Annotated in this window: 24 protein-coding genes; 15 read left to right on the forward strand and 9 right to left on the reverse strand. The window is 64.2% G+C overall.

Annotated features, from left to right (window positions below; translation table 11 throughout):
• Positions 1-100 precede the first annotated feature (100 nt).
• Together AQZ50_RS06780 and AQZ50_RS06785 are read left to right on the forward strand one after the other, a co-directional pair.
• Positions 101-1,390 (forward strand): sensor histidine kinase, encoded by a 1,290-nt coding sequence (locus AQZ50_RS06780; RefSeq protein WP_067744426.1) that lies wholly within the window; start codon positions 101-103, stop codon positions 1,388-1,390.
• Entirely contained in the window at positions 1,387-2,163 is a 777-nt protein-coding gene (locus AQZ50_RS06785) for a LytR/AlgR family response regulator transcription factor (protein ID WP_067744428.1), read from the forward strand. Before AQZ50_RS06780 ends, AQZ50_RS06785 begins: the two co-directional genes overlap by 4 nt.
• Positions 2,164-2,178: 15 nt before the next feature.
• Here the strand turns inward: AQZ50_RS06785 and AQZ50_RS06790 are convergent, their stop codons facing one another.
• The 4 genes from AQZ50_RS06790 to AQZ50_RS06805 all read right to left on the reverse strand — a co-directional run bounded on the left by AQZ50_RS06790 (position 2,179) and on the right by AQZ50_RS06805 (position 9,389).
• Positions 2,179-4,752, reverse strand: a complete 2,574-nt coding sequence (locus AQZ50_RS06790) for a TonB-dependent receptor (RefSeq protein ID WP_067744431.1) — start codon at positions 4,750-4,752, stop codon at positions 2,179-2,181.
• A 332-nt stretch (positions 4,753-5,084) separates the two neighbouring features.
• A complete protein-coding gene (locus tag AQZ50_RS06795; protein WP_067744434.1) occupies positions 5,085-5,798 on the reverse strand; it encodes a superoxide dismutase in 714 nt (237 codons plus the stop codon).
• Between the two features lie 97 nt (positions 5,799-5,895).
• Positions 5,896-7,803 (reverse strand): flavin monoamine oxidase family protein, encoded by a 1,908-nt coding sequence (locus AQZ50_RS06800; protein WP_067744437.1) that lies wholly within the window; start codon positions 7,801-7,803, stop codon positions 5,896-5,898.
• An 80-nt stretch (positions 7,804-7,883) separates the two neighbouring features.
• Positions 7,884-9,389, reverse strand: coding sequence for a YifB family Mg chelatase-like AAA ATPase (locus tag AQZ50_RS06805; RefSeq protein ID WP_067744440.1), 1,506 nt, complete (start codon positions 9,387-9,389; stop codon positions 7,884-7,886).
• A gap of 171 nt (positions 9,390-9,560) precedes the next feature.
• On the opposite strand from AQZ50_RS06805, the gene AQZ50_RS06810 reads away from it, so the two are divergent.
• Positions 9,561-10,265: a hypothetical protein gene (locus AQZ50_RS06810; protein ID WP_231730142.1), complete on the forward strand. Its 705-nt coding sequence runs from the start codon at positions 9,561-9,563 to the stop codon at positions 10,263-10,265.
• Positions 10,266-10,627: 362 nt separating this feature from the next.
• The gene (locus AQZ50_RS06815) at positions 10,628-11,482 is read left to right on the forward strand and encodes a hypothetical protein (RefSeq protein ID WP_156427254.1); all 855 of its coding nucleotides are present in this window, start codon (positions 10,628-10,630) and stop codon (positions 11,480-11,482) included.
• A 510-nt stretch (positions 11,483-11,992) separates the two neighbouring features.
• On the opposite strand, the gene AQZ50_RS06820 is transcribed toward AQZ50_RS06815, so the two are convergent.
• Entirely contained in the window at positions 11,993-12,292 is a 300-nt protein-coding gene (locus AQZ50_RS06820) for a hypothetical protein (RefSeq protein ID WP_067744448.1), read from the reverse strand.
• Between the two features lie 139 nt (positions 12,293-12,431).
• Here AQZ50_RS06820 and AQZ50_RS06825 point away from each other — a divergent pair, with 139 nt between their 5' ends.
• From AQZ50_RS06825 to AQZ50_RS06840, 5 genes are all read left to right on the forward strand, one after another.
• The gene (locus tag AQZ50_RS06825) at positions 12,432-12,863 is read left to right on the forward strand and encodes a CBS domain-containing protein (protein ID WP_067744451.1); all 432 of its coding nucleotides are present in this window, start codon (positions 12,432-12,434) and stop codon (positions 12,861-12,863) included.
• A gap of 76 nt (positions 12,864-12,939) precedes the next feature.
• Entirely contained in the window at positions 12,940-13,272 is a 333-nt protein-coding gene (erpA, locus tag AQZ50_RS06830) for an iron-sulfur cluster insertion protein ErpA (protein ID WP_067744455.1), read from the forward strand.
• Positions 13,269-14,054, forward strand: a complete 786-nt coding sequence (xth, locus tag AQZ50_RS06835) for an exodeoxyribonuclease III (protein ID WP_067744458.1) — start codon at positions 13,269-13,271, stop codon at positions 14,052-14,054. The genes erpA and xth overlap by 4 nt, the downstream gene beginning before the upstream one ends.
• A 237-nt stretch (positions 14,055-14,291) precedes the next feature.
• Positions 14,292-14,432 (forward strand): hypothetical protein, encoded by a 141-nt coding sequence (locus AQZ50_RS20710; RefSeq protein ID WP_197412398.1) that lies wholly within the window; start codon positions 14,292-14,294, stop codon positions 14,430-14,432.
• Positions 14,433-14,523: 91 nt separating this feature from the next.
• The gene (locus AQZ50_RS06840; protein WP_067744461.1) at positions 14,524-14,988 is read left to right on the forward strand and encodes a Fur family transcriptional regulator; all 465 of its coding nucleotides are present in this window, start codon (positions 14,524-14,526) and stop codon (positions 14,986-14,988) included.
• Positions 14,989-15,025: 37 nt separating this feature from the next.
• Here the strand turns inward: AQZ50_RS06840 and AQZ50_RS06845 are convergent, their stop codons facing one another.
• The gene (locus AQZ50_RS06845) at positions 15,026-15,559 is read right to left on the reverse strand and encodes a GNAT family N-acetyltransferase (protein ID WP_067744464.1); all 534 of its coding nucleotides are present in this window, start codon (positions 15,557-15,559) and stop codon (positions 15,026-15,028) included.
• A gap of 96 nt (positions 15,560-15,655) precedes the next feature.
• Between AQZ50_RS06845 and dxs the strand changes: the two genes are divergently transcribed.
• Positions 15,656-17,578, forward strand: a complete 1,923-nt coding sequence (dxs, locus tag AQZ50_RS06850; protein ID WP_067744467.1) for a 1-deoxy-D-xylulose-5-phosphate synthase — start codon at positions 15,656-15,658, stop codon at positions 17,576-17,578.
• Between the two features lie 39 nt (positions 17,579-17,617).
• Here dxs and AQZ50_RS06855 read toward each other — a convergent pair whose 3' ends face one another.
• Positions 17,618-18,304: an NnrU family protein gene (locus AQZ50_RS06855; protein WP_067744470.1), complete on the reverse strand. Its 687-nt coding sequence runs from the start codon at positions 18,302-18,304 to the stop codon at positions 17,618-17,620.
• 186 nt (positions 18,305-18,490) lie between these two features.
• The gene (locus AQZ50_RS06860; protein WP_156427255.1) at positions 18,491-20,248 is read right to left on the reverse strand and encodes a peptide MFS transporter; all 1,758 of its coding nucleotides are present in this window, start codon (positions 20,246-20,248) and stop codon (positions 18,491-18,493) included.
• 406 nt (positions 20,249-20,654) lie between these two features.
• On the opposite strand from AQZ50_RS06860, the gene AQZ50_RS06865 reads away from it, so the two are divergent.
• Entirely contained in the window at positions 20,655-20,942 is a 288-nt protein-coding gene (locus AQZ50_RS06865) for an integration host factor subunit beta (protein ID WP_067744473.1), read from the forward strand.
• A gap of 214 nt (positions 20,943-21,156) precedes the next feature.
• Here the strand turns inward: AQZ50_RS06865 and AQZ50_RS21130 are convergent, their stop codons facing one another.
• Positions 21,157-22,080: a c-type cytochrome gene (locus tag AQZ50_RS21130; RefSeq protein WP_082703456.1), complete on the reverse strand. Its 924-nt coding sequence runs from the start codon at positions 22,078-22,080 to the stop codon at positions 21,157-21,159.
• A 212-nt stretch (positions 22,081-22,292) separates the two neighbouring features.
• Here AQZ50_RS21130 and AQZ50_RS06875 point away from each other — a divergent pair, with 212 nt between their 5' ends.
• The 4 genes from AQZ50_RS06875 to AQZ50_RS06890 are packed head-to-tail and all read left to right on the forward strand — an operon-like array spanning position 22,293 to position 26,216.
• Positions 22,293-23,183 carry a prephenate dehydratase gene (locus AQZ50_RS06875; protein ID WP_067744475.1) on the forward strand — a complete coding sequence of 297 codons (891 nt, stop codon included), beginning with the start codon at positions 22,293-22,295 and terminating at the stop codon, positions 23,181-23,183.
• 38 nt (positions 23,184-23,221) lie between these two features.
• Positions 23,222-23,887: a hypothetical protein gene (locus tag AQZ50_RS06880; RefSeq protein WP_231730143.1), complete on the forward strand. Its 666-nt coding sequence runs from the start codon at positions 23,222-23,224 to the stop codon at positions 23,885-23,887.
• Entirely contained in the window at positions 23,884-25,263 is a 1,380-nt protein-coding gene (locus AQZ50_RS06885) for a hypothetical protein (RefSeq protein WP_067744481.1), read from the forward strand. Before AQZ50_RS06880 ends, AQZ50_RS06885 begins: the two co-directional genes overlap by 4 nt.
• A complete protein-coding gene (locus AQZ50_RS06890) occupies positions 25,260-26,216 on the forward strand; it encodes an AAA family ATPase (RefSeq protein WP_067744483.1) in 957 nt (318 codons plus the stop codon). The genes AQZ50_RS06885 and AQZ50_RS06890 overlap by 4 nt, the downstream gene beginning before the upstream one ends.
• Positions 26,217-26,218: the final 2 nt, after the last annotated feature.

A 26,218-nucleotide genomic window follows, 5' to 3' on the forward strand; every position in this document is an offset into this window, starting at 1 on the left:
GCGCGATTTTCCGATCGACCAACGCACGAATCGACCAACGCATGACTGGCCCCGACCGTTGCACTGGCGCAGTCGGGGCCTTTCGTTTTAGCGTGTGTCGATGGCCGACCGATCCCCCGAGCGATTAGATGACTTGCCCGACACGACGATCCCGCATGTGCCGACGCGGCAGGTGCTGGGATCCGCGATAGCCTTGTGGCTATGCTATTTCGTGCTCATCACCATGCGCGCGCTGGTGGTCGAACTGGGCGAATTCAGCGATCTGCTTTGGCGCCGTGCGCTGGTCACACTGGCGGGAATCGTCGTCACCTTGCTCGCCTGGCCGCTGCTGCGGCGGTTTGACGGGCGTCCGACCGGGGTGCGACTCGCGGCGGCGCTGCTGATCATGTTGCCCGCCGCGCTGGCGCTCGCAGTGGTCAACCAACAGGCCTTTGCCCCGGTCGAGGCGCAGATGATCGCGCGCCTGACCGATCAGACCGCCCAGCCGAAGCCTCATCCCGGCGGGGGCGCATCCAATGTCCGCGTGCGCCACGATCTTTCGGGCAATCTGCTGATCGACATCGACGATCCGACCACGGGTGCCAGGTCCGGCACCAAGGCCGCCACCGACGCCCGCCCGATCACGCTGATTCAGAACCCGATCGAGCACGAAGGGTTATGGCGCCAATTGACCGATGTCGCGCTCGGGCGGTATTTCCTGCTGATCGCCTGGGCCGCGCTCTATCTCGCGCTCGGCAATGCGGAAATGGTGCGCGCCGCCGAACGCCGCGAAGGCGAATATCGTCGCGCCGCCAAGGCTGCCGAGCTGCGCTCGCTGCGCTATCAGGTCAATCCGCATTTCCTGTTCAACACGCTCAATTCGCTTTCGGCGCTGGTGATGAGCGGGCGTGGCCAGGCAGCGGAGCGGATGATCCAGACGATGTCGAGCTTTTATCGCCACAGCCTGGCCGCCGATCCCAGCGCCGATGTGTCGCTGGCCGACGAAATCGCCTTGCAGCGGCACTATCTCGACATCGAGGCGGTGCGCTTTCCCGAACGGCTCAAACCCGTGTTCGACGTGCCCGACACGCTCACCGCAGCGCCGGTGCCGGGGATGATCCTGCAACCGCTGGTGGAAAATTCGATCAAATACGCCGTGGCCGCCACGACCCGCGCCGTCACGGTCAGGATCGTCGCGCGCGCCGATGGCGATCGCCTGGTCCTGACGATATCGGACGATGGCCCGGGCAAGACGGGCATGGAATCCGGCACCGGCATTGGCCTGGCCAATGTGCGCAGCCGGCTGGCCGTGCGGTTTGGGTCTGACGCACATATCGCCAGCGGCCCGCTGCCCGACGGCGGCTATGCCACGACGCTGACCCTGCCCCTTTCGCGCCGGACCCTGTCATGACCGAAACCACGCCCTTGCGCACCCAGCCCCCCTTGCGCACACTGATCGTCGATGACGAACCGCTGGCGATCGAGCGGCTGCAGATCCTCGCGGCGCGAATCCCCACGCTCCATGTCGTCGGCACCGCCAGCGACGGGGCGCAGGCGCTGCGGCTGGCCGAAGCTCTGGCGCCCGACCTCCTGCTGCTCGACATGACCATGCCCGAAGTCGACGGGCTGACCGTGGCGCGACAACTTGTGGCGAAAACCACGCGCCCCGCAGTGATCTTCATTACCGCGCACGATCAGTTCGCGGTCGAGGCCTTCGACTGCGACGCGGTCGACTATGTGCTCAAGCCCGTCGCCGAAGACCGCCTCGCCCGCGCGATCGAGCGGGCCCTGGCGCGTCGCCTGGCCGAACCGCGCGAAGCGGGCCCGGCGGGCACTCCGATCGACAGGGGCGAATGGCTCGAAGAATTCTGGGTGCCGCACAAAAGCGAGCTGATCCGGCTGGCGGCGGGCGACATCGAACGGATCGACGCCGAGCGCGATTATGTCCGGCTTCACGTCGGCGCGCGCTCGTATCTCTTGCTGCACACCATTCAGAGGCTTGAAGACCGGCTCGATCCGGCGCGCTTCATTCGCCTGCACCGCTCGACCATCGTGCGCCGCGACCGCATCGCCGGCCTACGTCACGATGGTCTGGGCGTGTGGTCTGCGGAACTCGCCGACGGCACGGCGCTGCGCATCGGGCGGACCTATCTGCCCCGTGCCAAGGCGATGGCGGGGCGCTAACGCCCCGCCAGGTCCTCAGAACTTCACGCCGAGACGGGCATACCATTCCGCCGGGCGGTTATACGTGCCGCTGATCACGCCGGCGGCCGAATTCGACTGTCCGGTGATGATGTAGCGTTCGTTGGTCAGATTGGTGCCGCCGACGGTCAGATCCCAGTTGCCGTCGGGCGCCTTGTAGGTGGCGCTGGCGTTGACGATATTGGTGGCCTTGCGGTCCATCAGATACGTGCCCAGCGAGTCATTGCGCATGGTCGAGGTATAGGTCCAGTCGGCCAGGAGCACGATCTTGCCCTTGGGCAGATCGATTTCATAGCGCGGCGAGAGATTGATCTTCCAGTGCGGCGCCTTGGGCAGCGGATCGCCCGCCGCGACCCCGGCGGAGTTGCTATCGGGCTTGAGATAGGCCGAATTGCCGGCGCAGAAGCTCTGGAAGACATTATCCTGGCCGCACACATAGGTATAATGCGCGTCGAGATAGGACAGCGACGACGTCAGCGAGAAGCCATAGCCGGGCGCAACCGTGGCTTCCACCTCGACCCCGCGATTGATCGCCTTGCCAAGGTTGAACACCGTCGGCGAGGCGCCGATCTGTTCGTTGAGCTGAATCCCGGTGTAATCGGTGTCGAACACCGCCGCGTTCAATTGCAGCTTGTGATCGAGCAGGGTGGATTTGACGCCCAGTTCGAACGTCTGCGCCTTTTCCGGACCGAATTCAGGCGCGGCAAGCAGAGGGCTCGACAGACGCGTGGTCCAGCCGCCCGATTTATACCCGCGCGACCAGCTGAAATAGAGCATCAGCCCCTGGCTCGGATAGAGCTGGATACCGGCCTTCGGGCTGAAATTGTTGAACTGCTGGTTGGTCGGCGATGCCGGGTAATAATCGAGGTATTGCGCCAGCGCGCCCAGGTTGGAGCCATAAGTCGACGACGCGGCAAAGTTGTTGTTGTACGGAAAGCCGAGGATTGCTGCACTGGCGGCATTGACCGGCATCTGCGCGCCTTTGTAGGCTAGGCCGTTATCATCCGCCTGAGCCCCGTAATAATCCTTGTTTTCATGGGTATAGCGCGCGCCCAAGGTCACCCCGACAAGATCGCTGAAGCGATAGTCGAGCTGGCTGTAGGCAGCGAGGGCCATCGTGTTGATGCGGCCCGGCCCGTCGACCTGCAACAGCCCGTCGTCGAACGTGACATAGTCGTGCAGATTGCCCGCTTCGTTGAAGACATAGGCCCCGACAACGTATTTCAGCTTGTCGTTGACAGCCTTGCCCGACAGCTGGAATTCCTGGCTCCACTGGTGCTGGTCAACGGTAAAGCTGAGCAGCAGCATGTTGAGCGGTGAGCCGTCCTGATTCATCCCGGCGTTGAGATCGACCTTGCGGAACGCGGTGATCGATTTGAGCACCGCATTGCCGATCGGCTGTTCGAGCGTCAGCCCGACACCAAGCTGTTGGACTTTCGAATAGTTGTTGCCGGTGGCATAGGTCGTATCGATGTTCTTGGTGATGAACTGATTGCCGTAGGTCAGATAACCGTTGGCCCCCTGTCCGGCGAGGCCCGGCAAAGTGCCATAACCGCCGACGCCCGTGCGCGGCCCGCAAATCCCGCCGACCCCGATACCCGACAGCACACTTGCCGGCGTTGAAACGCAGAGGTTGTACAGCCCCTCGATGCTTCCGCCGGTCCCCAGCAGCGTGTTGGCGGTCGATTCCTGATTGACGTGGGTATAATCGAACGCCAGCCGCGCGATGAAGCCGTTGGGGCCGGTGTATTTCAGCTTGATCCGGGCGTTCCAGTTGTTGTCGCCGCCTTGCCGGTCGCCGCCGCTGCCATAGCCGGCTGCCGCAAACGAGGTATAGGCATCGGTGACATACTGCCCCGGGTAGGAAAGGCGATACTGATAGCCTTCACGGTTCATCACGCCGACCGACACCGTCGAGGTCAGGTTTTCGGTCAGCGGAATGTCCGCCGTGGCGCGTGCCTGAATCCGGTTGTAGCTGCCGGTGGTGAAATCGCCGATAAAGCGGAACTGGTTGCCCGGATCATGGGTGACGACGCTGATCGCGCCGCCGATGGTGTTGCGGCCGAACAACGTGCCTTGCGGCCCCTTGAGCACTTCGATGCGATCGACGTCGAGCAAGTCCTGATTCGCGCCGACCGAACGGCCCAGATAGACACCATCGACATAGACGCCGACAGCCGAATCGATGTTGAAGGCAAAGTCGGCCGCGCCGACGCCGCGGATCGAGGCGCCCAAAACCGCCGAAGACCCCGAAAACGGCGTGGACGCGTCAAGCGTGACGTTGGGCGACAGGCTCGACAATTGCGACACGTCGCCGACCGCCCGCTCTTTCAGGGCATTGGCGGTAAAGGCGGAAATCGCAATCGGCACGGTCTGGACGTTTTCCGACCGCTTTTGCGCGGTCACCACGATTTCCTCGATGCCGCCGGTCCTGGTGTCGGACGCCTTCGCGCTCGCCGCTTGTTGCGCACAAGCCGGCGAAGCGAGCGCAACAGCCGCGACAAGTGTGATCGCGCCGCCACACAGCAGCCGGGTGCGCCCCGAAATGGGCGAACGGGTATACTTGGTCATGCCTTTCTCCTCTCCTGTCCCGCAGGAGGGGAAAATCGAGTCGATGAACCAGGCGACCGCCGCTACCGCACTCTGAAAACATAATATTCCCAGATGGTTGAAGCTTTGTTCGGACCTGATCCGGGCAAAGGCCCGGCTTCAACGACGCGATGCGTTTTCCCTCTCCTGACCGGCTGGGGCTGTGATCCGCCCCAGTCCGAATTAGTATGTGCAACATACATCATTTCAGGAGGCTGCCAAGAGGTATCGCGGACCCCATCGGGCAGAAATGTTTTGGCCAATCACAATCGCGTGCGTGGGGCGTACGCGCAGAAAGGCACAAACGCTCGCAATCAGGCGGCGAAGCGCTGCGAGGCGCCCGCCCAATCGAGCAGCGGCACGATCGCGCCGACATAATCGGCACGCCGGTTCTGTTCGTCGAGGTAATAGGCGTGTTCCCACACGTCGATCACCAGCAGCGGGGTCATTCCCTGAGCCAGCGGCGTGTCGGCATTCGATGTCGCCACGACCTTGAGCTTGCCCGCGTCAGCGGCGAGCCAGGCCCAACCGCTGCCGAACTGGCCGATCGCCGCCTTGGTCAGGTCTGCCTCCAGCGCCGCGCGCGTGCCGAAATCGCGCGCGATCGCCGCCGTCAACGCAGCGGAGGGCGCCGATCCATGCGGCGTCAGGCTTTGCCAATAGAGGTTGTGATTCAGCGCCTGCGCCGCATTGTTGAAAATGGCGTGGCTGTCGGCCTTGCCCGCCGTCGCCAGAATGATGTCTTCGAGCGAGGCCTGCGCCAGCGCAGTTCCGGCAACCAGCTTGGCAAGATTGGCGAAATAGCCCTTGTGATGCTTGTTGTAATGGAAATCGACCGTCCGCGCGGAAATCGCCGGGGCAAGCGCATCGGGCGCATAAGGCAAGGGCGGCTGCACCTGGGGCGAGGCCCCATGCGGCGACGCCCCGTGCGGCGCTGCGGCCCGTGCCGGAACAGCCCCGGCAGACAGCGCCACCCCGCCGACAGCGACGGCAGCACGCAGGATCTCGCGACGGTTGGTGGTTTCCATGGTCCGATGTCTCCGACCGGGCTGCTCGCCGGGAACAATACCCGCAAGGCGCCCGTTGGATGAATTATGCCACGTCCTGCACCCTGCGCAAAGACAATCAGCCCAGTTCGGCCACCGCGCGCGCCGCCATGTCGATCGCCAGTTCGGTCGAATCGGTCCCGCCCGAATCAGTGTTGGCAATCGCGATCGCCCCAAACGGTTGCCGCGCGGCCAGGTGCGGCGGCGGTGCCCCGGTTTTCAGGAAATCGTCATAAAGCGCCGAATACCAATACGAATAGCCATGGCCCCAGCGATTGACCGTCAGCCCCGCGATGTCACGCGCCGGATCGAAGCCATGGGGGCCAAGCGCGCGCGCCAGTTGGCTGCGGGTTTCGCGCTCGAACGTTTCGAAAGGGGTCGCGTAGAGTTCGGCGCGGCCAAGGCGGAACTGGTCCTTGATCGGCAGCCCCGGCGTTTCATAGCCGCGCAACATGGTCATCACGGTCGGATCGTCGGGCGTCGCCGAATGCGCATAGCCGCCGATCGACACCGGCTGTTCGAGAATGAGCGAGGCGAAATAGCTGCCCGGTGCATTCATGAAACACGTCCCCGCCCGGTGAAACGCGCGCCAGTTGTTCAGCCAGACATTGACCCACAAGTTGGGCGTCTTGACGTTATAGGCCAGCGCCTCGCGCTGCGGCGCGGGCAGATCGGGGCAGATATAGGGGATCACATAGTTCCAGCAGGCGAGCACGCATTGCTTTGCGCGCGTCTTGCGCAAAAGCCCGTCGACCCCGCCGAGCGTATAGCTGACTTCCACCCCGCCGGGCCCGTTGGCGACATGAAAGGCCGTGGCGTTGAGCCGGATGCGCGTCGCATTGGCAGGATCGTCGAGCCGCGCATAATCGACGCGTTCGAGCATGACCGCCGCCGCATCGCGCCCCTTGAGCGCGCCGGGAATCAGCCGCCCGACCAGCAGCCGCGCAACGGTCGCGTTGCCTTCGGGGAAGTGATAGCTCGTGCCCGATTCGTCGGTATCATACGCTGCGGGCAGGCCGAGCCCGGCAAAACCCGGCAAGCCGAACCGCTGATGCGCCGACAGCGCAGTGGTCGATGACAGGCCCCGCCCGCTGCCGAATGTGCGATCGCGCAGATAGGTCGCCACCATCGGGTCGCAACCGACCGGCCCGGTCAGATAATCGGCATAGCTCATCGTATCGAGCCGGCGGACTTTCTCTTCGACGCTGATCCCCGGCAGATAATCGGTCGCGGCGTGATAGAGCCGATGGAGATCGGCGCGCGCGCGTTCCGACAGCGGCGCCTCGGCCATGAAACGCGCCCAGCGGCTTTGCGCATCGGGGGGCACATTGGGCGCATAGAGAAAGCCGAAATCGGTCCAGGGCGCGGGATCGGGCAGCAGGACATCGCGGCCAAACGTCTCGCGATCGAAGAATACCCCCTGCCCCATGCCCAGCCGGTGATAGAATCCGGGATCGACCGTATCACGCGCCAGCGCCGCGATGTCGATGCCCAGCGTGCGATAGAGATCGACATGCGCGCCGCTATCGTGATCGTCGGCAAAAATGTTGAAGCTGCCCGCATTCGACAGGCGCATCCCGGCGCCTTCGCCAAATTCGTTGCGCTTGGCATGGCCGCCGAAATCGTCGTGGTTGTCGATCACCAGCACACGCGCCTTGCCGCCATGGCGCTGCTGATAGAACCACGCGGCGGCAAGCCCGCTGATCCCGCCGCCGACCACGATCAGGTCGTAACTGTCGGCGGTTTCGCTCGCCAGGCCCTTGGGCGCAAAGACATGATCGCGCAGCGCATGGCCGGTCGAATACGCGGTCGGATACCCGCTGCCGCGCATGCCGGTCAGCGCGGGGGGATAAGGCCCCGGATCGCCCGCCGCGCGCGCCAGACCGCCCGGCGCCAGGATCGCCGCGCCCGACATCAGCGCGCCATTGAGGAAATCGCGGCGCTGGATCGGTCGGCCCATGCCAAGGGAGGCGTCGCTGAATGTCATCGGGCCTGCGTCCTCAATCCGTTGCGGTCGAGGGGGCTTAACCTCTCCCCGGCGCAATGCATCCGCTTTGTTGCAGCACGTTACGCGCGCGGGGGCAAGCGGCGGTAGCTCAGCGCTTCGGCGACATGGACCCGCCCCACTTCGTCCGTCCCGGCCAGATCGGCGATCGTGCGGGCAACGCGCAGCATGCGGGTATAGCCGCGCGCGGTCAGCTTCATCGCGGTCGCCGCGCGGGTCAACAGGTCCTGCCCGGCGGCATCGGGCTGGCCGTGGGTTTCGAGCAAGTCGCCGTCGAGTTCGGCATTGCTGCGCCGCCCGGTTCCGGCCAGCCGCGCAGTCTGGATCGCCCGCGCCGCGGCAACCCTGCGCGCGACTTCGGCGGACCCTTCGATCGGCGGCGGCAGCGCAAGATCGCTTGCCGCCACCGGATCGACTTCGACATGGAGGTCGATGCGATCGAGCAAGGGGCCCGAAATTTTCGCCTGATAATCGGCGGCGCAGCGCGGCGCGCGGCTGCAGGCCAGGGCCGGATCGGCAAGATGCCCGCAGCGGCACGGATTCATCGCCGCGATCAGCTGGACCCGCGCCGGAAACGTCACATGGGCATTGGCGCGCGCCACGGTGACTTCGCCGGTTTCGAGCGGCTGACGCAGCGAATCGAGCGCGGCGCGCTGAAATTCGGGCAATTCGTCGAGAAACAGCACGCCCAGATGCGCCAGGCTCACTTCGCCCGGACGCGCCTTGAGCCCCCCGCCGGTCAGCGCCGCGATCGAGGCGGAATGATGGGGGCTGCGAAACGGGCGCGCCCGGCTGATCCGGCCTTCGTCGAGCGTTCCGGCGACCGAGGCGACCATCGACACTTCCAGCGCCTCGCCCGGTGTCAGCGGCGGCAGGATGCCCGGCAGGCAGGCCGCCATCAGCGATTTGCCCGCGCCCGGCGGCCCGACCATCAGCAGATTGTGCCCCCCGGCGGCGGCGATTTCGAGCGCGCGGCGGGCGACTTCCTGCCCTTTGACTTGCTTGAGATCGGGGCCGCGCGCGGGCGGTTCGGGCTCGCCCGGCTGCGGCGGGGGCAGATGTCGCGTGCCCTTGAGATGGTTGAGCAGGCCGATCAGGTCGGGCGCGGCGATGACCGCCGTCCCCGCCCAGCTCGCCTCCGTCCCTTGCGCCGCCGGGCAGATCAGCCCGCGCTCGGTGGCCCCGGCATGCAATGCGGCGAGCAGGACGCCCGGGCTGGCGATGATCCGCCCGTCGAGCGCCAGTTCGCCGACCGCGACCTGATCGGCGAGCGTCTCGCGATCGACCACGCCCATCGCCGCCAGCAGCGCGAGCGCGATCGGCAGATCGTAATGCGAGCCTTCCTTGGGCAAGTCGGCGGGCGACAGATTGACCGTGATGCGCTTGGGCGGCAGCGACAGGCCCATCGCGGCCAGCGCCGAATGAACCCGTTCGCGGCTTTCGCCGACCGCCTTGTCGGGCAGACCGACAACGCGAAAGCTGGGCAGCCCGGCGGAGAGCTGGCACTGCACTTCGACGGCGCGCGCCTCAAGCCCGAGATAGGCGACTGTCGCCACGACTGCGACCATTGTGTTTCATGACCCCCGTGTTTGACCTGATCCTTAGCGCGCCGAAGGCCGAACGGCAAAGGCCCGGAATTCAGCCAATTTGGCGTGATTTTGTCTAAGACTGGGTAAACGCCAAATTCACCGCAGATCTTTGCACGATGACAAGGCCGCGCGTGGTCACTGGGCGCGATGATGATGCGCCGTGCCCTCGCGCTGTTTGCGCTGCTGATCGCCACGCTGGGCGTGACCGCTCAGGCGCGCGAGGTTTCGACGCGCACATGGACCGATGCCGCAGGCGTGGTCTGGACCGAGACAACGACCGTCGAGACCGAAAACGACGGCGCCGATCGCCTGGTCGGCAGCGCGGCGCCCGCCATGCCCGGAATCGCCCGGTTCGGCCCGTTTGTCGTGCTCGACGGCAGGCATGCCGCGCTGGTCGATGCCACCGATGGCGCCAGTCCCGCGCGCTTTGCCGCGATGCTGCGCGCCTATCCCGGCATTCAGGTGCTCGAAATGGTCGATTGCCCGGGCACGCTCGACGACAATGCCAATTTGCGGCTGGGCCGGATGATCCGCGCGCGCGCCATCGCCACCGAAGTCCCGCCGGGCGGCTCGGTGCGATCGGGCGCGGTCGAGCTGTTCCTTGCCGGTGCCGACCGCCATGCCGCGCCCGATGCCGATTTCGGCGTTCATGCCTGGGAAGACGACGCCGGGCGCGGGCCGGGCGATTACCCCGCCAACGCCCCGGTCAACCGCGCCTATGTCGACTATTACCGCGCGATGGGCATGAGCGAAGCGCAGGCGGCAGCATTCTATGCGCTGACCAATTCCGCGCCCAACGCCCGCGTCCGCTGGCTGCACACCAGCGACATCGCCCGCTTCGTAGCTATTGATTAGGCGACGCAAACACATTCCGCCGCTTGTGAAAGCCTGCCGAGTGACTGGATACGACCAATGCCCGTCGTTCAATATGGCACCAGCGAAAGGCCGGTTATTGGGAAACAAGCCGTTCAAATCGAGAAAGCCGGAAAGGCGTGCCCCGCCGTCGCGAACGGCTTGGTCCGATTCGTTCGCGCCGTTTGATGGTTTGCGAGCGTAGCCTCAATGCGGGCATCATCGCCAATTTCGAATACTGCCCTCGGAATTTCCGAGTGAGAGGCCCAAAAATTTCCCTGTCCTGGTGGCATTTTTTACGTAATTATTAAGAGAGCCAAAGATAGATGTAGCCAATCTATTACATCCAAAAGCAAGGTCCCAATATGATTTCCCGAATTTGGCGTGATCGATTGGGACAATGCGCCCGTAGCGCTATTGCCTTGGCAACGTTAACGCCGATGGGATGCTCTGGCCCGCAAAACGTCTACACGACTATCCATTATCAATACAAGGAAACCGTTGTCGTCGAAACGCCGCAAGGTTTGCGCAGTGGATCGTCAGTAATCGAAGTGATTCTGGAGCATCCGACGTACCCTGACAAACCCAAGTTTGCAGAGTTCAGACCGGCGGGGTTCAACGGACAGGCTGTCGCGGTGGATCTGCCGAACGGCAAAACGGTGTTCGCCTTGCTGTCATCGCACGATGATCAGCGCTGGGCTGAAAGCGCATTTTTTAATTTGGCGAACGATAAGTATCGGGCTTACAAATTTAGCTTCATTAACCCAAACGACGTGCCTGTGCACCGTCCCGACCCGTATGAACTGGCCATGCGACTGAAAGGACCGCAGACGCTGCCGCGCGAATGGCCTAAACCAACCCGCGTATCCCCCTTCGCGCCCCCGCCAATACAGACGCTCCCTCAACCGACGCCTTATCCCTTTCTTGTCACGTTCCGCGATCCCAATGACCCGAGCACTTTGACAGTCATTGATCCAGACCAGACCGGGCACACACTGGGTAAGGGCTACAAGTTGAAGGAGATAGTTCTTGAATTGACGGACGCACCGGCGAGCACAGGCATCGAGCATCGCTTACCTTGGCTGGCCCCCACGAATCCGGGAAACCCTGGTTTCAGTCACGCGCCGCAAACGCCACCCAATATGGCCGGAGGCTTCGGAGCGCGGGACTTTACTGTGCAAGGCACTATCGACAAGGACCACGCAAACCCGATCATGTAAGATGACATGCCCAAAATCTGACCATGCCGGAACATCGCAACGCAGCACCGGCCCGGCACTGCCTCCCGCAAAGCAGTTTCGGCACATACATCCTACCATGGAATTCTGAGAATCCTGGAGTCAGTATATCCAATTGAGGCAATGAAGAAGCTGGTTCCCGGTTCAGACTGGGAAGATGGTACGTTGCGCAAGACGATCTTGTGAATGAAGAACCGCATTCGGCGACCTGATTTGAGAGCGCGCACGTTAGCAATGAAGGCGAGACCTACCCGGTCCATCCTATGCCAGCGAAGGGCAGCTATCCTTCTTTCGCCAGTCGGCAATCGGCCCAGTCTCACCCAGTCCCGGAAGCCAATTCCGAACTTTTCAATGACCGGAGTCGGGCCGCAACCAGTCGTTCACAGGGCATCTCGTGAATGACGGGTAAGCCCCAGAAATCGCCGTTCAGCCGCGAGCGGAATTTGTCGACGCCGCTTGGGAACACGGCACTGGCCCACTTGATAGCAAACCCTACCGCCAGGTGTCGTCGTCGAGCCGGTCTTCGATCGAATCGTCGTGCCCGGTGCGGTGCGACAGGAATACCAGTCCCATCAGCGCGCCCAACAACATTATCATCAGCCCGAGGCCCAGCGCGCTGGCGATATAGAGGTGGATCGAGACCAGCCCGAATTCGTGGTAGAGCACGACCCAGACCACGCCGATCACCCCCAGCGCGAATTCCGCCGTCCAGCGCAACACGCGCCGAAAATGGCCCCAGGCGCGCGCGGCACCGGCAGGATCATCGAGCAGCGAGCGGCGGGGATCGGGCATGGCGTGGTCATGCGCCAATCCGCATGCCCCGACAATAGTCTGGTCTTATCCGGGCTTGCGCCGGTCGGCAGTTGTGTCATGCTCGGCGCAACAAGAAGCGGGACAAAACCGACATTTGGGAAATCGGAAGGAGGATTCGATGACGATTGCAAGGCTGATTGCCGGGCGTTCGGGCCCGGTGTGGAAAATTCATGCCGAAGACACCGTTGCCGACGCGGTCGAACTCCTCGCCGAACGGCGCATTGGTGCAGTCCCTGTGGAAGATGCCGGAGTGGAAATTGCCGGGATCTTTTCCGAGCGCGATGTGATCTATTCGTTGCGTCGCCATGGCGGCGACATGCTCCGCCGCAAAGTGCGCGAGGTGATGACCTCGCCGGTCATCTCGGTCAGCCCCGAACAATCCGTGATGGAGGCGCTGGCGCTGATGACGCGGCGGCGCTTTCGCCACTTGCCGGTGATGGAAAATGGCCGGATGGTCGCATTCATCTCGATCGGCGATCTCGTCAAATTCCGCATCGAGCGGATCGAGGCCGAAGCCGACGCCATGCGGCACTATATTCAATCGGCCTAAGCTCTGGCCAGACTGAATCCGGTCGACCTGCACCTCGCGACTTGAGTAGGGGCCCTCGTGCCCCTATCTTGTGCGCATGAACACCCAGACCGTCACCTTGTCGCCCAGCGCCGCCGCCCGCATCGCGGCCATTGCCGCGCGTCAGGCAAAACCCGCGATTCTGCGCCTGTCGGTCGAAGGCGGCGGCTGTTCGGGATTTCAATACCGCTTCGGGCTGGCCGATGCGCCCGATGGCGACGATCTGATCAGCGAAACCGATGGCGTGCGGCTGGTGGTCGATCCAGTCAGTCTGGACCTGATCGCCGGGGCGGAAGTCGATTATGTCGAATCGCTGGGCGGTTCGGCCTTTCGGGTGACCAATCCCAACGCCGCCTCGGGCTGCGGCTGCGGCGCCAGCTTCAGCGTATGACGGATTCGCTTCGTGTCGCCACGTTCAATGTCAACGGCATCAAGGCGCGGCTGCCGCGTCTGATCGAATGGCTTGAAGAAACGCAGCCCGACATCGCCTGCCTGCAGGAAATCAAGACGCAGGACGAAGGGTTTCCCGCCGCCGACATCGCGGCGGCCGGGTATCAGGCGATCTGGCACGGGCAAAAGGGCTTCAACGGCGTCGCCATTCTCGCCCGGGGCGAACGCCCGGTCGAAGTGCAGCGCGGGCTTGCCGGCGAACCCGAGGATGAACAATCGCGCTATCTCGAAGCGGACGTGTTCGGCCTTCGCGTCGCCTGCATCTATCTGCCCAACGGCAATCCGCAGCCGGGGCCGAAATTCGATTACAAGCTGCGCTGGATGGACCGGCTGGCGGCGCGCATGGCCACCATTTCGGCAGAGGAAGTGCCCGCGCTGGTGATTGGCGATTACAATGTCGTGCCCACCGATCGCGACATCTGGGATCCGCGCGCGCTGGCCGACGACGCGCTGATGCAGCCCGAATCGCGCAACGGCTATCGCCGGCTGCTCAATGCCGGGTGGACCGATGCGCTGGCCGTGCACAACCCGCGCGGCGGCGTGTGGACTTATTGGGATTATCAGGCCAGCGCCTGGCCGCGCGACCATGGGTTTCGCATCGATCACGCGCTGCTGTCGCCCGAATTGGCCGACCGCCTTGTCGCCGCCGGAGTCGACAAGGCCTATCGCGGTCGCGAAAAGGCAAGCGATCACGCGCCCGTCTGGGTCCGCCTGACGCGTTGATCCGCGCCGGGCGTGCCGCAAATCGCGGTGCGGCATTTGCGACACAAGCGTCACAAAATCCTTAAGTCTGACTTGCAAAGGCGCAGCGTGATCGCCATGTGCCCACCCGACGGTGTCGCAGATCTCTCCCTTGCGATGAGATGCAAGGCAATGCCGTCTCGATCGACGATCCCCCCCCTCGCCGGTCAGGAACCGACTCTCCCCCCGGAGTCGGCAAGAAGGACAGAAAGAATTGTCATGACGCCTTTCGGCAAGGAGTTTTACCGCGCGCTCGCAATCGGGTTTCTGATCGGGTGCGCCGGGATGGCCATGCATGCAGGCGGCCTCGTCGGCTATGCGCAGGCCGCAACCAGCCATTTTTCCGGTATCACTCACTGAGCCGAGACGGCCTTCGGTTCGGCCCGATGCGGACGGCAGGTCCGGCGTGCAAGCCTTTGCAAAGTGCGTCCGGCGCGCTTATCCTTGAGCCATGACCGCTCACCTCCATCGTGATCTCATTGGCGAGCGCCTGATTGATGCCGCGCGCGATGCGCTGGTCCTGGCCGGTGAACAATGGACCGAAATGCGCGCCGATGTGTTCGAAGCGCTGGTTGCGCGCGACACGCCCGCTTCGGCCTATGACATCGCCGAGGGCGTCGGCGCCCGGCGCGGGCGGCGCGTTGCCGCCAATACGGTCTATCGCATTCTCGACTTGTTCGTGCGCACCAATCTGGCGCGGCGGGTCGAAAGCGCCAATGCCTATGTCGCCAACCCGCACCCGGGGTGCCGCCACGACTGCATTTTCCTGATTTGCGATTCGTGCGGCAAGGCCACGCATATCGATGACGACAGCCTGACCGGCGCGCTGCGCGAGGCCGCGCAAAAAGCCGGTTTTGCCGATGTGCGCCCGGTGGTTGAAATTCGCGGGCTGTGCAGCCGCTGCGTCGCGGCCTGAGCCCGTTTCACAAGACCCCGTTTCACAAGACCCAGCCTCACAAATCCTTGCGCATGCGCTTCATCGGCACGGGCGCGCCGCCGCGATCGTCCTCGATTTCCTCGATCACGTGGTATCCTGCCGACAGGTACAGCGGCACCCCGGCCATCGTCCCCATCAGTTCGCACGCGGCAAAGCCTTCGGCCCGCGCCGCGGCCTCGCAATGCGCCAGCAACGCGCGACCGACGCCGCGCCGGGCAAAGGCGGGATGGGTATACATCGCGCGGATTCGCGCCGCTTCGCAGGCGGGATCGAGCAGACGCGGTTCGCGCAGTCCCGCGCTGTGATCCCCGCCATAAAGCGTCGCGCGCCGGCTCCAGCCGCCGCAACCCGCAATCGCATCGCCGATCTGCGCGACGAAATACGTGCCGTCGGTCACCAATTGGCGGTCGAGCCCCATCACCGCCCGGCTCGACACGATCTGGTCGGGCGAAAGAAAGCCGCGCTGCAACTCGCCGATCGCGGCATCCATTACGGCGCCCAAGGCTTCGAGGTCACAGGGTTCGGCAGTGCGAAAACGGGTCGTGGTCATACCCTGCTTCCTTGACCGGCGGCACCGGCGGCGCAATCGCTTTTTGCCCCTAACGTCAGGTTCGACAGGATGCATTTGTGCGTGTAAGGGGTGGTGATGTCCGCAAATCCGGCCACGCCGCTCCTCGACACAGTCGACATTCCAGCCGACCTTCGCAAGCTTCAGCCCACCCAACTGCGGCAGATCGCCGATGAACTGCGCGCGGAAATGATCGCCGCCGTGGGCCAGACCGGCGGGCATCTCGGATCGGGGCTGGGCGTGGTCGAATTGACCGTGGCGCTCCATTATGTGTTCAACACCCCCGATGACAAATTGGTGTGGGATGTCGGGCATCAGGCCTATCCGCACAAGATCCTGACCGGGCGGCGCGCACGCATCCGCACTTTGCGCCAGGGCGGCGGGCTGTCGGGCTTTACCAAGCGCAGCGAAAGCGAATACGACCCGTTTGGCACCGCGCATTCGTCGACATCGATCTCGGCCGCGCTCGGCTTTGCCATGGCCAACAAGCTTTCCGGACAGCCCGGCAAGGGCATCGCGGTGATCGGCGACGGCGCGATGAGCGCGGGCATGGCCTATGAGGCGATGAACAACGCGGGCGCTGCGGGCAACCGGCTGATCGTCATTCTCAACGACAACGACATGTCGATCGCGCCGCCGGTGGGCGGGCTGTCGGCCTATCTTGCGCGGCTGGTCTCTTCGCGCCCCTTTCTCGAACTGCGCGATCTGGCCCGGCGGCTGTCGCGCCGCCTCCCCCGCCCGCTGCATCAGGCCGCGCGCAAGACCGACGAATTCGCGCGCGGGCTGGCGATGGGCGGCACCTTGTTCGAAGAGCTGGGCTTCTATTACGTCGGGCCGATCGATGGGCACAATCTCGATCAATTGATCCCCGTGCTCGAAAACGTGCGCGATGCGGCCGAGGGCCCCTGCCTGATCCATGTCGTGACGCAAAAGGGCAAGGGCTATGCCCCCGCCGAAGCCGCCGCCGACAAATACCACGGCGTTCAGAAATTCAACGTGGTCACCGGCGAACAGATCAAGAGCGCACCGGGCGCGCCGAGTTATACCAATGTCTTTGCCGACGCCTTGCTCGCCGAAGCGACGCGCGACCCGACGATCTGCGCGATTACCGCCGCGATGCCCTCGGGCACCGGGCTCGACCGCTTTGCCAGGACTTTTCCCGAACGCATGTTCGATGTCGGCATTGCCGAGCAACACGCCGTCACGTTTGCGGCGGGCCTTGCCGCGCAAGGGATGCGGCCGTTTTGCGCGATCTATTCGACATTCCTGCAGCGCGCCTATGATCAGGTCGTGCATGATGTCGCGATCCAGAATCTGCCGGTGCGCTTTGCCATCGACCGCGCCGGACTGGTCGGCGCCGACGGCGCGACCCATGCCGGATCGTTTGACGTGACGTATCTTGCCAGCTTGCCCAACATGGTGGTCATGGCCCCCGCCGACGAGGCGGAGCTGGTCCACATGACGCATACGGCCGCATTGCACGATGCAGGGCCGATTGCATTTCGTTATCCGCGCGGAAACGGCACCGGCGTCGCGCTGCCCGCCGTTCCCGAACGCCTGGCCATCGGCAAAGGGCGAATGGTGCGCGAAGGCGGGCGCATCGCGATCCTGTCGCTCGGCACACGCCTTGACGAAGCGCTGAAGGCCGCCGACCAGCTTGATGCGCGAGGCCTGCCGACTTCGGTTGCCGACTTGCGCTTCGTGAAACCGCTGGACAGCGACTTGATCCGCCGCCTGATCGTGACGCACGATGTCGTGATCACGATCGAGGAAGGCGCGATCGGCGGGCTTGGTGCGCATGTGCTGACTATGGCCAGCGACGAAGGGCTGACCGATACGGGGCTGAAAATCCGCACATTGCGCCTGCCCGACGTGTTTCAGGATCACGATTCGCCCGATCGGCAATATGACGAAGCAGGGCTGACCGCGCCGCACATCGTCGAGACCGTGCTCAAGGCGCTGCGCCACAACAGCGCGGGCGTACAGGAAGCGCGCGCCTGAGCGGAAACTCCTGACCCGGGCGCGCGTCAATAAAGCCGATCAATAAGGCAGATCTGGAAACAAGTACCAGACCCCGACCGGGGACTGCATGATGCGCATTTCCATCCATGTGGCCAAGAGCCAGGGAACCACCGCAACCACCCAATTCAAGCCCAGATGTCCGATTTGGCGCAAATCGGGCCAGAACGGTGTGCGGCTGACCCACAAACCCCATTCGCGGCCGGACTGCGCGGTCTTCTTCGCGTCCTGGAGCCAGGAACCCCACAGAGCAAGCACGACCAGGCCTGTGCTAGCGATCAGATCGCGCAGCGAAGGCAGGATCAGCAAATGCACGACCAGCCAGATCGCGATTGCAAACATCATCGGATGGCGTGTGATCAGGAACACGCCGCTGGGCTGGCGTGTCGACAGGCCGTTGAGATTGGCCCCGACCAGCGCCGGATTTCCGATCAGCGAAGCCATGAACAGCGCAACGGCGAAATAGCCCGCCACGTCGAACACCAACTGCAATCCCAAATTGTCCGGTGACCACGCCATCGGCCCATGTGGTGACTCGTGATACGCCGCAAGAATGACGACCAGAAAAGTCGTCGCGACCAGCGAGTAGAAGATCCGGAAACCACTCCCGCCAAATGTGGCGACCGCCCAGGGACGCGCAATATGCGAAAACAGAAAATGGGTTCCGACAAAACCGGCAACCGCAAAAATCAATACCAGCAAGGCCATAGGCATCGAAACCCCCTGCCTTCTCTATTCGGCAAATCCCCCCCTGCCGAAAGACTGAGCAATATTTACCACGCATAGAAGGCGAAAAGACTGCCGTCGAATGAAGATTGGTCCGGCACGGCGCACATTCGGTTCACTGTGGCACAATATCCACGCGCAGCCAGTGGCCTCGGGGATTGCTGCCCATCAATTGACCCCATGCATCAACCGCCGGATCGGCTTGGCCAGCAAGAGCAGGACTGCGCCGATCACCACCGACGCCCAGCCGATCACCGTAAAGACATGGACATACGTATCGAGGCTGAGCTTTGGATTGGTCACTTCGCCGCCGACCGTATCGACGCTGGCCACCTGGGCGACCACGCCCGCGACATATTGCGCGACCGCGATCGACAGGAACCACACCCCCATCATCAATCCGACGATCCGCGCCAGCGACAGCTTGGTAATCATGCTGAGCCCGACCGGCGAAATGCACAATTCGGCAATCGTATGAATGAGGTAGAGCCCCGCCAGCCACCACACCGAAACCTTGAACGCGCCGTTCGCAAACCCGGTGCCCCAGACGAGGAACAGGAAGCCCGCCCCGACGCCGGCCAGCGCCAGTCCGAATTTCACCGGCGTCGAAGGTTCACGCCCGCGCCGACCGAGCGCGGTCCACAACACCGACATCAGCGGCGCCAGCGTGACGATGAAAAAGGCGTTGAAAAACTGCGTCTGCGCCGCGGAAATGCTGAACAGGCCCAGGACATGCAGGTCGGCATTGCGATCCGCAAACAGCGTCAGCGAGCTGCCCGCCTGTTCAAACAGCGTCCAGAATACGGTGTTGAACGTGATCAGCACCATCGCCGCGATCATCATCTGAAATTCTTCGCGGCTGCCGCTGGCCCAGGCATAGCCCAGGATCACCGGCACCGCGACGATGAACGTCCCGAACAACAGCTTGCCCATCACCGGAAGCGCCAGGACGTAGCCCACGACTCCCGCGCCCGGCGCGGCCGGGGCCGCGCTCATCAGATTTTGAAACAACAGCATGACCAGCGGAACCGCAATCAGCGCGCCGATGAAGATCAGCGGCGCGCGGTCTTTCGCCAGATCCGCAGGGGGATTGCCGAATGCGGCCAGCCGCCCGCCATCAAACTGGATCAGCGCCCACGAGATCAGCATGCCGATCGCCGCGAGCATGAAACCGGCCCACCAGCCGATTACATCGGCCAGCAGCGGGCACAGCGTCTGCGACAACAGCGCGCCAAGATTGATCCCCATGTAGAAAATGGTGAACCCGGCATCCTTGCGCGTATCACCGGGGCCATAGAGTTCCCCGACCATGGTCGAGATGTTCGGTTTGAAAAAGCCGTTGCCGATGGTGATCAACGCGATCGCCAGCAGGATCATCACAGTGACCCAGGGCGCCCGATCGCCCCCGGACTGGAACTGGTCGGCCGCGACATGGCGCGCGACATGGCCATCGGGCGCGACCAGCGAAATCGTGCCGTCGGCTTCGCCGTGAATCTGCAGCTTTTGCCGATCGATCAGGACATAGCGCGCCTCGTGCCCGCTCGACGTCGGGCGATCGACCACATGTTCCTGCACCACGTCATGCCGCACACCGTCGATCTTGGCCCAGGGTTGCGCCGCATCGCCGCCGAAACAGAGTACGAAATAGCCCGCAGCCATGACCAGCGCGCCGAATTTGACCGAGCGCTTCGCACCGAGATAGCGATCGGCCAACAGCCCCCCGACCAGCGGAGTCAGATAGACCATCGCGGTAAAGCCGCCATAGATGCCGTTGGTGGTGCGGTCGCTGAACAGGAAGTGCTTGGTCAGGTATAACGTCAGCAGCGCCCGCATGCCGTAATAGCCGAACCTCTCCCACATTTCCGTGGTGAACAGGCGGGCGAGCTGGCGCGGATGGCCGAACCATACGGGATTGGCAGTGGTCAAGGCCGAACTCTCATTTCAGGACTCTCGCTTCAGGGCTCTCCGCATCCGGCCTCGCGGCATTCGCCTTGTCCGGATCGGGCAAGCGATCACTTCTAGCGACCGGCTCCGCCTGGTCAAAGGGCAAAGTGCGAGAGCCTCCGGCGTGCTCAATTCGTCGATCCTGCAGGCATCCGACCTCAAATTTGTCACATATTGGGGCATTCTGCTTGAAACTCGCGTAAAACAGCGCATTTCAGACGTTCGATAGATTGTCTGAGAGCGCATGCTCTGGCAAAACAGATGCGTATGGCGAAGTGGGGTCGCCGTACACACGATGGACAGGAACGACCCGGTCGGATCCTGGGCCTCGAAATGGGGCATGAATGAAATGGGGGATGTCGTTGACATCCGGTGGAGGGATTTACGGATGATCAGGTCCGAATTGTTGCAATCGTTGGCCAAGGAAAGCCCCGATATGCGCGGCGAGGAAATCGAACGCGTGGTCGAAGTGTTCTTCGATGAGATCGGCAAGCGCCTGGCAGAGGGCGGCCGGGTCGAATTGCGCGGTTTTGGCGCATTTTCGACTCGCGAGCGAGAGCCGCGCAAGGGCCGAAACCCGCGCACCGGTGAAACCGTCGATGTACCAGGAAAGCGAGTGCCTTATTTCAAGCCGGGCAAGGAAATGCGCCTGCGTCTGAACGCCGACGGCGAATAACCGCCCGCCGCAAGGCAAAGGCCGGACAAACGCCGGTCACTGCATGCACGCAGTGGCCGGCGTTTTGTCATGCGCGGCGCTTGCGGCGAGAAGAACGGCTACCGCTTCCCGACTCGATACAATGCATCCCGGCGCAATCACGAGTCTTTCAGGCAACAAAAAAGGGGGCGCCGGGCGCCCCCTTTTTCCATGTCTTGCGAAAAGGCGAAGCGGCTTACTTTGCCGCGCCAAGCGTGAGCTTGCCGCCCTTCGAATTGAGATAGGCGATCACATCGGCGCGCTGCTTGGCGTCGGTGAGACCGGCAAAGGTCATCTTGGTGCCGCTGGCAAAGGCCGCCGGCCCCGTCAGCCACTGGTCGAGCGTTGCCGCATCCCAGTTGCCCTTGTGCGCCTTGAGCCCGTCGGAGAAGGCAAAGCCGCCACGGCCTTCGCCGATCGCATCGCCGGCAATGCCATAGAGGTTGGGCCCGATGCCGTTGGCACCGCCCTGATCGATGGTGTGGCAGGCCTTGCACTTGGCAAAGACCTTTTCGCCCGAAGCCGCATCGCCGACCACCGCAGCGGCAGGCGCCGCAGCACCGGCAGCCGGCGCTGCACCCGCCGCGACAGGCGCGGGCAACGGCAGGTTCGACCCCTTGGAATTGAGGTAAAGGATGACGTTGGCACGATCTTCGGGGCTGGCGAGGCCGGCAAACGACATTTTGGTGCCGTCGGCAAACTTCTTGGGATTGGTCAGCCACTGGTCAAGCGAGTCGAAATCCCACTTGGCCGCCTTGGCCTTCAGCACATCCGAAAAGGCAAAGCCGCCACGGCCCTGCCCGATGGTGTCGCCGACGACAGCCCACAGATTGGGACCGATGCCATTGGCAGCGCCCTGATCGATCGTGTGGCAAGCCTTGCACTTGGCGAAAATCGCCTCGCCCTTGGCTGCGTCTGCCTTGGCCAGGCGATTGGCGATCGGCGCTACCGCCGCAGCGCCACCGGCGCCCGCGTCGGCACCGGCAATAGCGTAGCCCATGGTTTCTGGTGGTTCGGGCTTGTCTGCCAGGAAGTAGTGGCTCGACAGGCTGGACAACCCGAGAGCCACGATACCGCCAAACAAAGTCCAACCGGCGATGGTATTGAAACGGTTGCTCATGCCTTTCCCCGTATTCCCTTAGCGTGTCGCGCCGATTTCCTGCCGATCACCACCCGTATTTTTCAAGTCGCTCTAGTCATCGCCCCGCCCCGGCGCAAGCCCGATTGCGCACCTGTAACCACCCTAATGCGTATCCGGGGTTTCGCAGGCGGCGCGGGATCGAACCAAACCGGCTTGTCGATCCCGCCCGGCACGCCTAATCGGCTCTGGCCATGGCCAGTTATCCCAAACCCGCGCTCGCCCTTGTCGAAGCGATGACCGCCGCTGCGGCGGCAGATCCCGCGCGCGCCGTCGCGTTTCAGGGCGCGCCCGGCGCCAATTCGCATCGCGCCGCGACCGAGGCGGTGCCCGACGGGCTGCCCCTGCCCTGTTTCAGTTTCGAAGACGCGCTCGACGCGGTGCGTGACGGGCGCGCGGCCAGCGCGATCATCCCGATCGAAAACTCGCAGCACGGGCGCGTGGCCGACATCCATTTCCTGCTGCCCGAATCCGGCCTGTCGATCGTCGGCGAACACTTTCTCGACATCCATGCCTGCCTGATGGGGCTGGGCAAAGGGCCGTTTGCCGCCGCCTACAGCCATCCCCAGGCGCTCGGTCAGTCGCGCCACTATTTGCGCGACAAGGGCATCGTGCCGCTCAGCCATGCCGATACCGCAGGGGCCGCCGCCTATGTCGCCGAACTGGGCGATCCGACGATCGCCGCGCTGGCGCCGAAAATCGCCGCCGAGCTTTACGGGCTCGACGTGGTCGAGGAAAATGTCGAGGACGCGCACGACAACACCACGCGCTTTGTCCGTCTGGCGCGAAAGCCGCTCGATCCGGAAACGATCACCGGCCCGGCGATCACCACGTTCATTTTCGAAGTGCGCAATATTCCCGGCGCGCTGTACAAGGCGCTCGGCGGATTTGCCACCAACGGCATCAACATGACCAAGCTGGAAAGCTATCAAAAAGGCGCCAGCTTTGCCGCGACGACGTTCTTTTGCGACGTGGTGGGCAAGCCGGGGGATACGCCGCTTAACCGCGCGCTCGAAGAGCTGGCCTTTTTCTGCAACAACTTGCGCATTCTCGGGACATATCCGCTCGCACGCGAGCGCGACTAGGTTCCAATCGCTTGCCGCCGCGCCGGTGACATGCCAGCATGACCGGCGTGACCACCCCTGCCCTTTTACCTCACGGCCACATGCCCACCACCGGCGCGGGCGAGGCAGCATGGGCGCAGGCGCGGGCGATGGGCGACATCCAGTTTGCTCCGCTCGATCCCGTCGTCACCCCGCCGGCCCAGGATCCGCCGTGGCTGCGCCCTTTTCTGGACTGGCTGGCGGCGCACTTTGCCCCGATCGGTCATTGGCTGGTGGTCCATGCGCGCGCCATGGAGATCGGCGCGGCGGCTCTGGCGGCGCTGGCGCTGTGCTGGTTTGCATGGCGATTGCTGCGCGACCGCCGCCGACGCCCCCGGCGCGCCGCAGCCGATGCGCCATGGGCACCCGATGCCGTACATGCGAGCGCGCTGCTCGCCGATGCCGATGCCCTGGCCGCTGCGGGGCGCTTTGACGAAGCGGTACACTTGTTGCTGCGGCGCAGTTTCGACGACATCGCCGCCGCCCGCCCCGACTGGCTGACCCCGGCGAGTACCGCGCGCGAAATTGCGCGCATCGCCGCGCTGCCCGCTGCGGCGCGCGCCGCCTTTGCCGTGATCGCCGGAGAAGTCGAACGCAGCCGCTATGCGCTGCACAGGCTCGGCGCGCCCGACTGGAGCCGTGCGCGCGCTGCCTATGCCGCCTTTGCCGTGCCGGGCGCGGCATGAGCGGGGCGCGCAATCCGGCGGCATTCGGCCCGCGCGGCACGTTTGCGATGGTCGCCGCAGGGTTTGTCTCGTTCATCATCCTGCTCGCCTGGATCGGCACGGGCATGCCCGCCGGCAACGACGGCGGTGCGCATGGTCTGGGCAAAGGCATTGCCGGCTATGCCGCGCTCGCCGCAATGCTGTCCGCCGATGACCACCGGGTCGAATTCAACCGCGTGCCGCGTCAGATCGGCGGCCGCGAACTGCGCATCCTGACCCCGCTGGCCGATGCCGATGCCAAGGAGATCGCTGCCCAAATCCATTCGCGCCGCATGGCGATGGGGCCAACGATTCTGGTCTTGCCGAAATGGGTGACCATGCCGTTGCAAACCGATCCGCGCGTGCCGCAGAGCGCGCCGGGCAAAGCGTGGTCGCACCTCTTCGGCCCGCCGCGCGCGCCAACCGGGTGGACCACGATCCTGGACAGGCAATTCCCGCACTGGAACGGTTTTCTCGACCGGGTCGGGGTTCATCTGGGCCATCCCAAGGGCCCCGCCGCGCAGGGCTGGCGCACTGCCGACGGCGCATTCGGCCCTTTGCCCGACGATCATGTCGTGCTGTCGGGCGGTGGCTTCGATGATGACGATCACCCGCTGGTGCCCTTGGTGCGCAGCGGCGACGGGCGCATTCTGGCCGGGTATTTCGCCGATGGCGGCGCCTATCCGACGCTCGATGCCATGGCCGGGATCGCGCCGACGGGCGACAATACCACGACGCAGCCGCTGGTGATCGTGTTCGAGCCCGACTTGCTCGACAATCGCGGTCTGGCCGACAAGGCCACCGGGCTGCTGGCGCGGCGGTTGGTGCTGGCTGCGGCAGGCAACGATCAGCGGCGCATCGTGTTCGACGTGTCGCTGGCCGGGCTCGGCACGTCGCGCAACTTGCTGACATTGGCCTTCATGCCGCCGTTCCTTGCGGCAACGATCTGCCTTTTGCTGGCCATGGCGGGGTCGATCTGGCGCGGATTTGCGCGGTTTGGCCCCGCGCATGCCGGATCACCGGCGGATCGCGTGGGCCGGATTGCACTGGTCGAGGGCGGGGCGGCGCTCTTGCTGCGCGCCCGGCGCCATCACCTGATCGCGCAGCCTTATGCCGAGGCCGCACGCGAACGGCTGATCGTGGCGCTCGGCCTGCCCCGGCGCCGTCCGGCGGGCGAAACCGATGCCGCGATCGAGCGGATCCAGCGCGCTGTCGCGCCCGATACCGTGCCCTTCGGCGAAGCGGCGGCGCGGCTCGGCGCGGCGCGCGGCCCCGGCGCCATCGCGACACACGCCGCCGAATTGCATACCATCGAAGCGGCACTTGCCCATATCAACCGGACATCGGGGACATCATGACACCAGACGACATTCGCACGCTCGCGGACGCGATCCGGGGCGAAGTGGCCAAGGCGATCGTGGGGCAGGACGCAGTGGTCGATCACCTGCTGATCGCGCTGTTTTCGGGCGGGCATGTCCTGCTCGAAGGCCCGCCGGGGACGGCCAAGACGCTGCTCGCGCAGTGTTTTGCCGCCTCGCTCGGGCTCGATTTCGGGCGCATCCAGTTTACCCCCGATCTCCTGCCCGGCGATATCCTCGGATCCAACTTGTTCAATTTCCAGACCAGCCAGTTCACGCTGACGCGCGGGCCGATCTTTCGCGAGCTGTTGCTGGCCGATGAAATCAACCGCACGCCGCCCAAGACCCAGGCCGCGCTGCTCGAAGCGATGCAGGAACGCCGCGTCACGCTCGATGGCGAAGCGCATCGCCTGTCCGACCGCTTTACCGTGATCGCCACGCAAAACCCGATCGAAAGCCAGGGCGTCTATCCGCTGCCCGAGGCGCAGCTCGACCGCTTTTTGTTCAAGGTTCTGGTCGATTACCCCGATGCCGCCGAAGAAAAGCGCATTGTCACGCGCTATGCGCAAGGCCGGGGCAGCCCGCGCCCGGCCGAACTCGGCATCGCGCCGGTCGCCGATGCGGCCACATTGGGCGCGGCGATCGCGGCCACCGGCGCGGTGACGATGGCCGACAGCATTGTCGATTATGTGGTGCGGCTGGTGCGCGCCACGCGCGAAAGCGGCGATCTGGTCTCGGGCGCGAGCCCGCGCGCCGCCGTGCTGCTGGCAGGGGCCGCGCGGGCCCGCGCGGCGCTGGACGGGCGCGATTATGTCGTGCCCGATGATGTAAAGGCACTGGCGACCGCCGTCTTGCGCCATCGCCTGCTGCTGTCGCCGGCGGCGGAAATCGAAGGCCGCGCGATCGAGGCGATCGTGGCCGACCTGATCACGCGGACCGAGGCGCCGCGCTGATC

This window comes from Novosphingobium sp. Fuku2-ISO-50, assembly GCF_001519055.1.
GTDB lineage: Bacteria > Pseudomonadota > Alphaproteobacteria > Sphingomonadales > Sphingomonadaceae > Novosphingobium.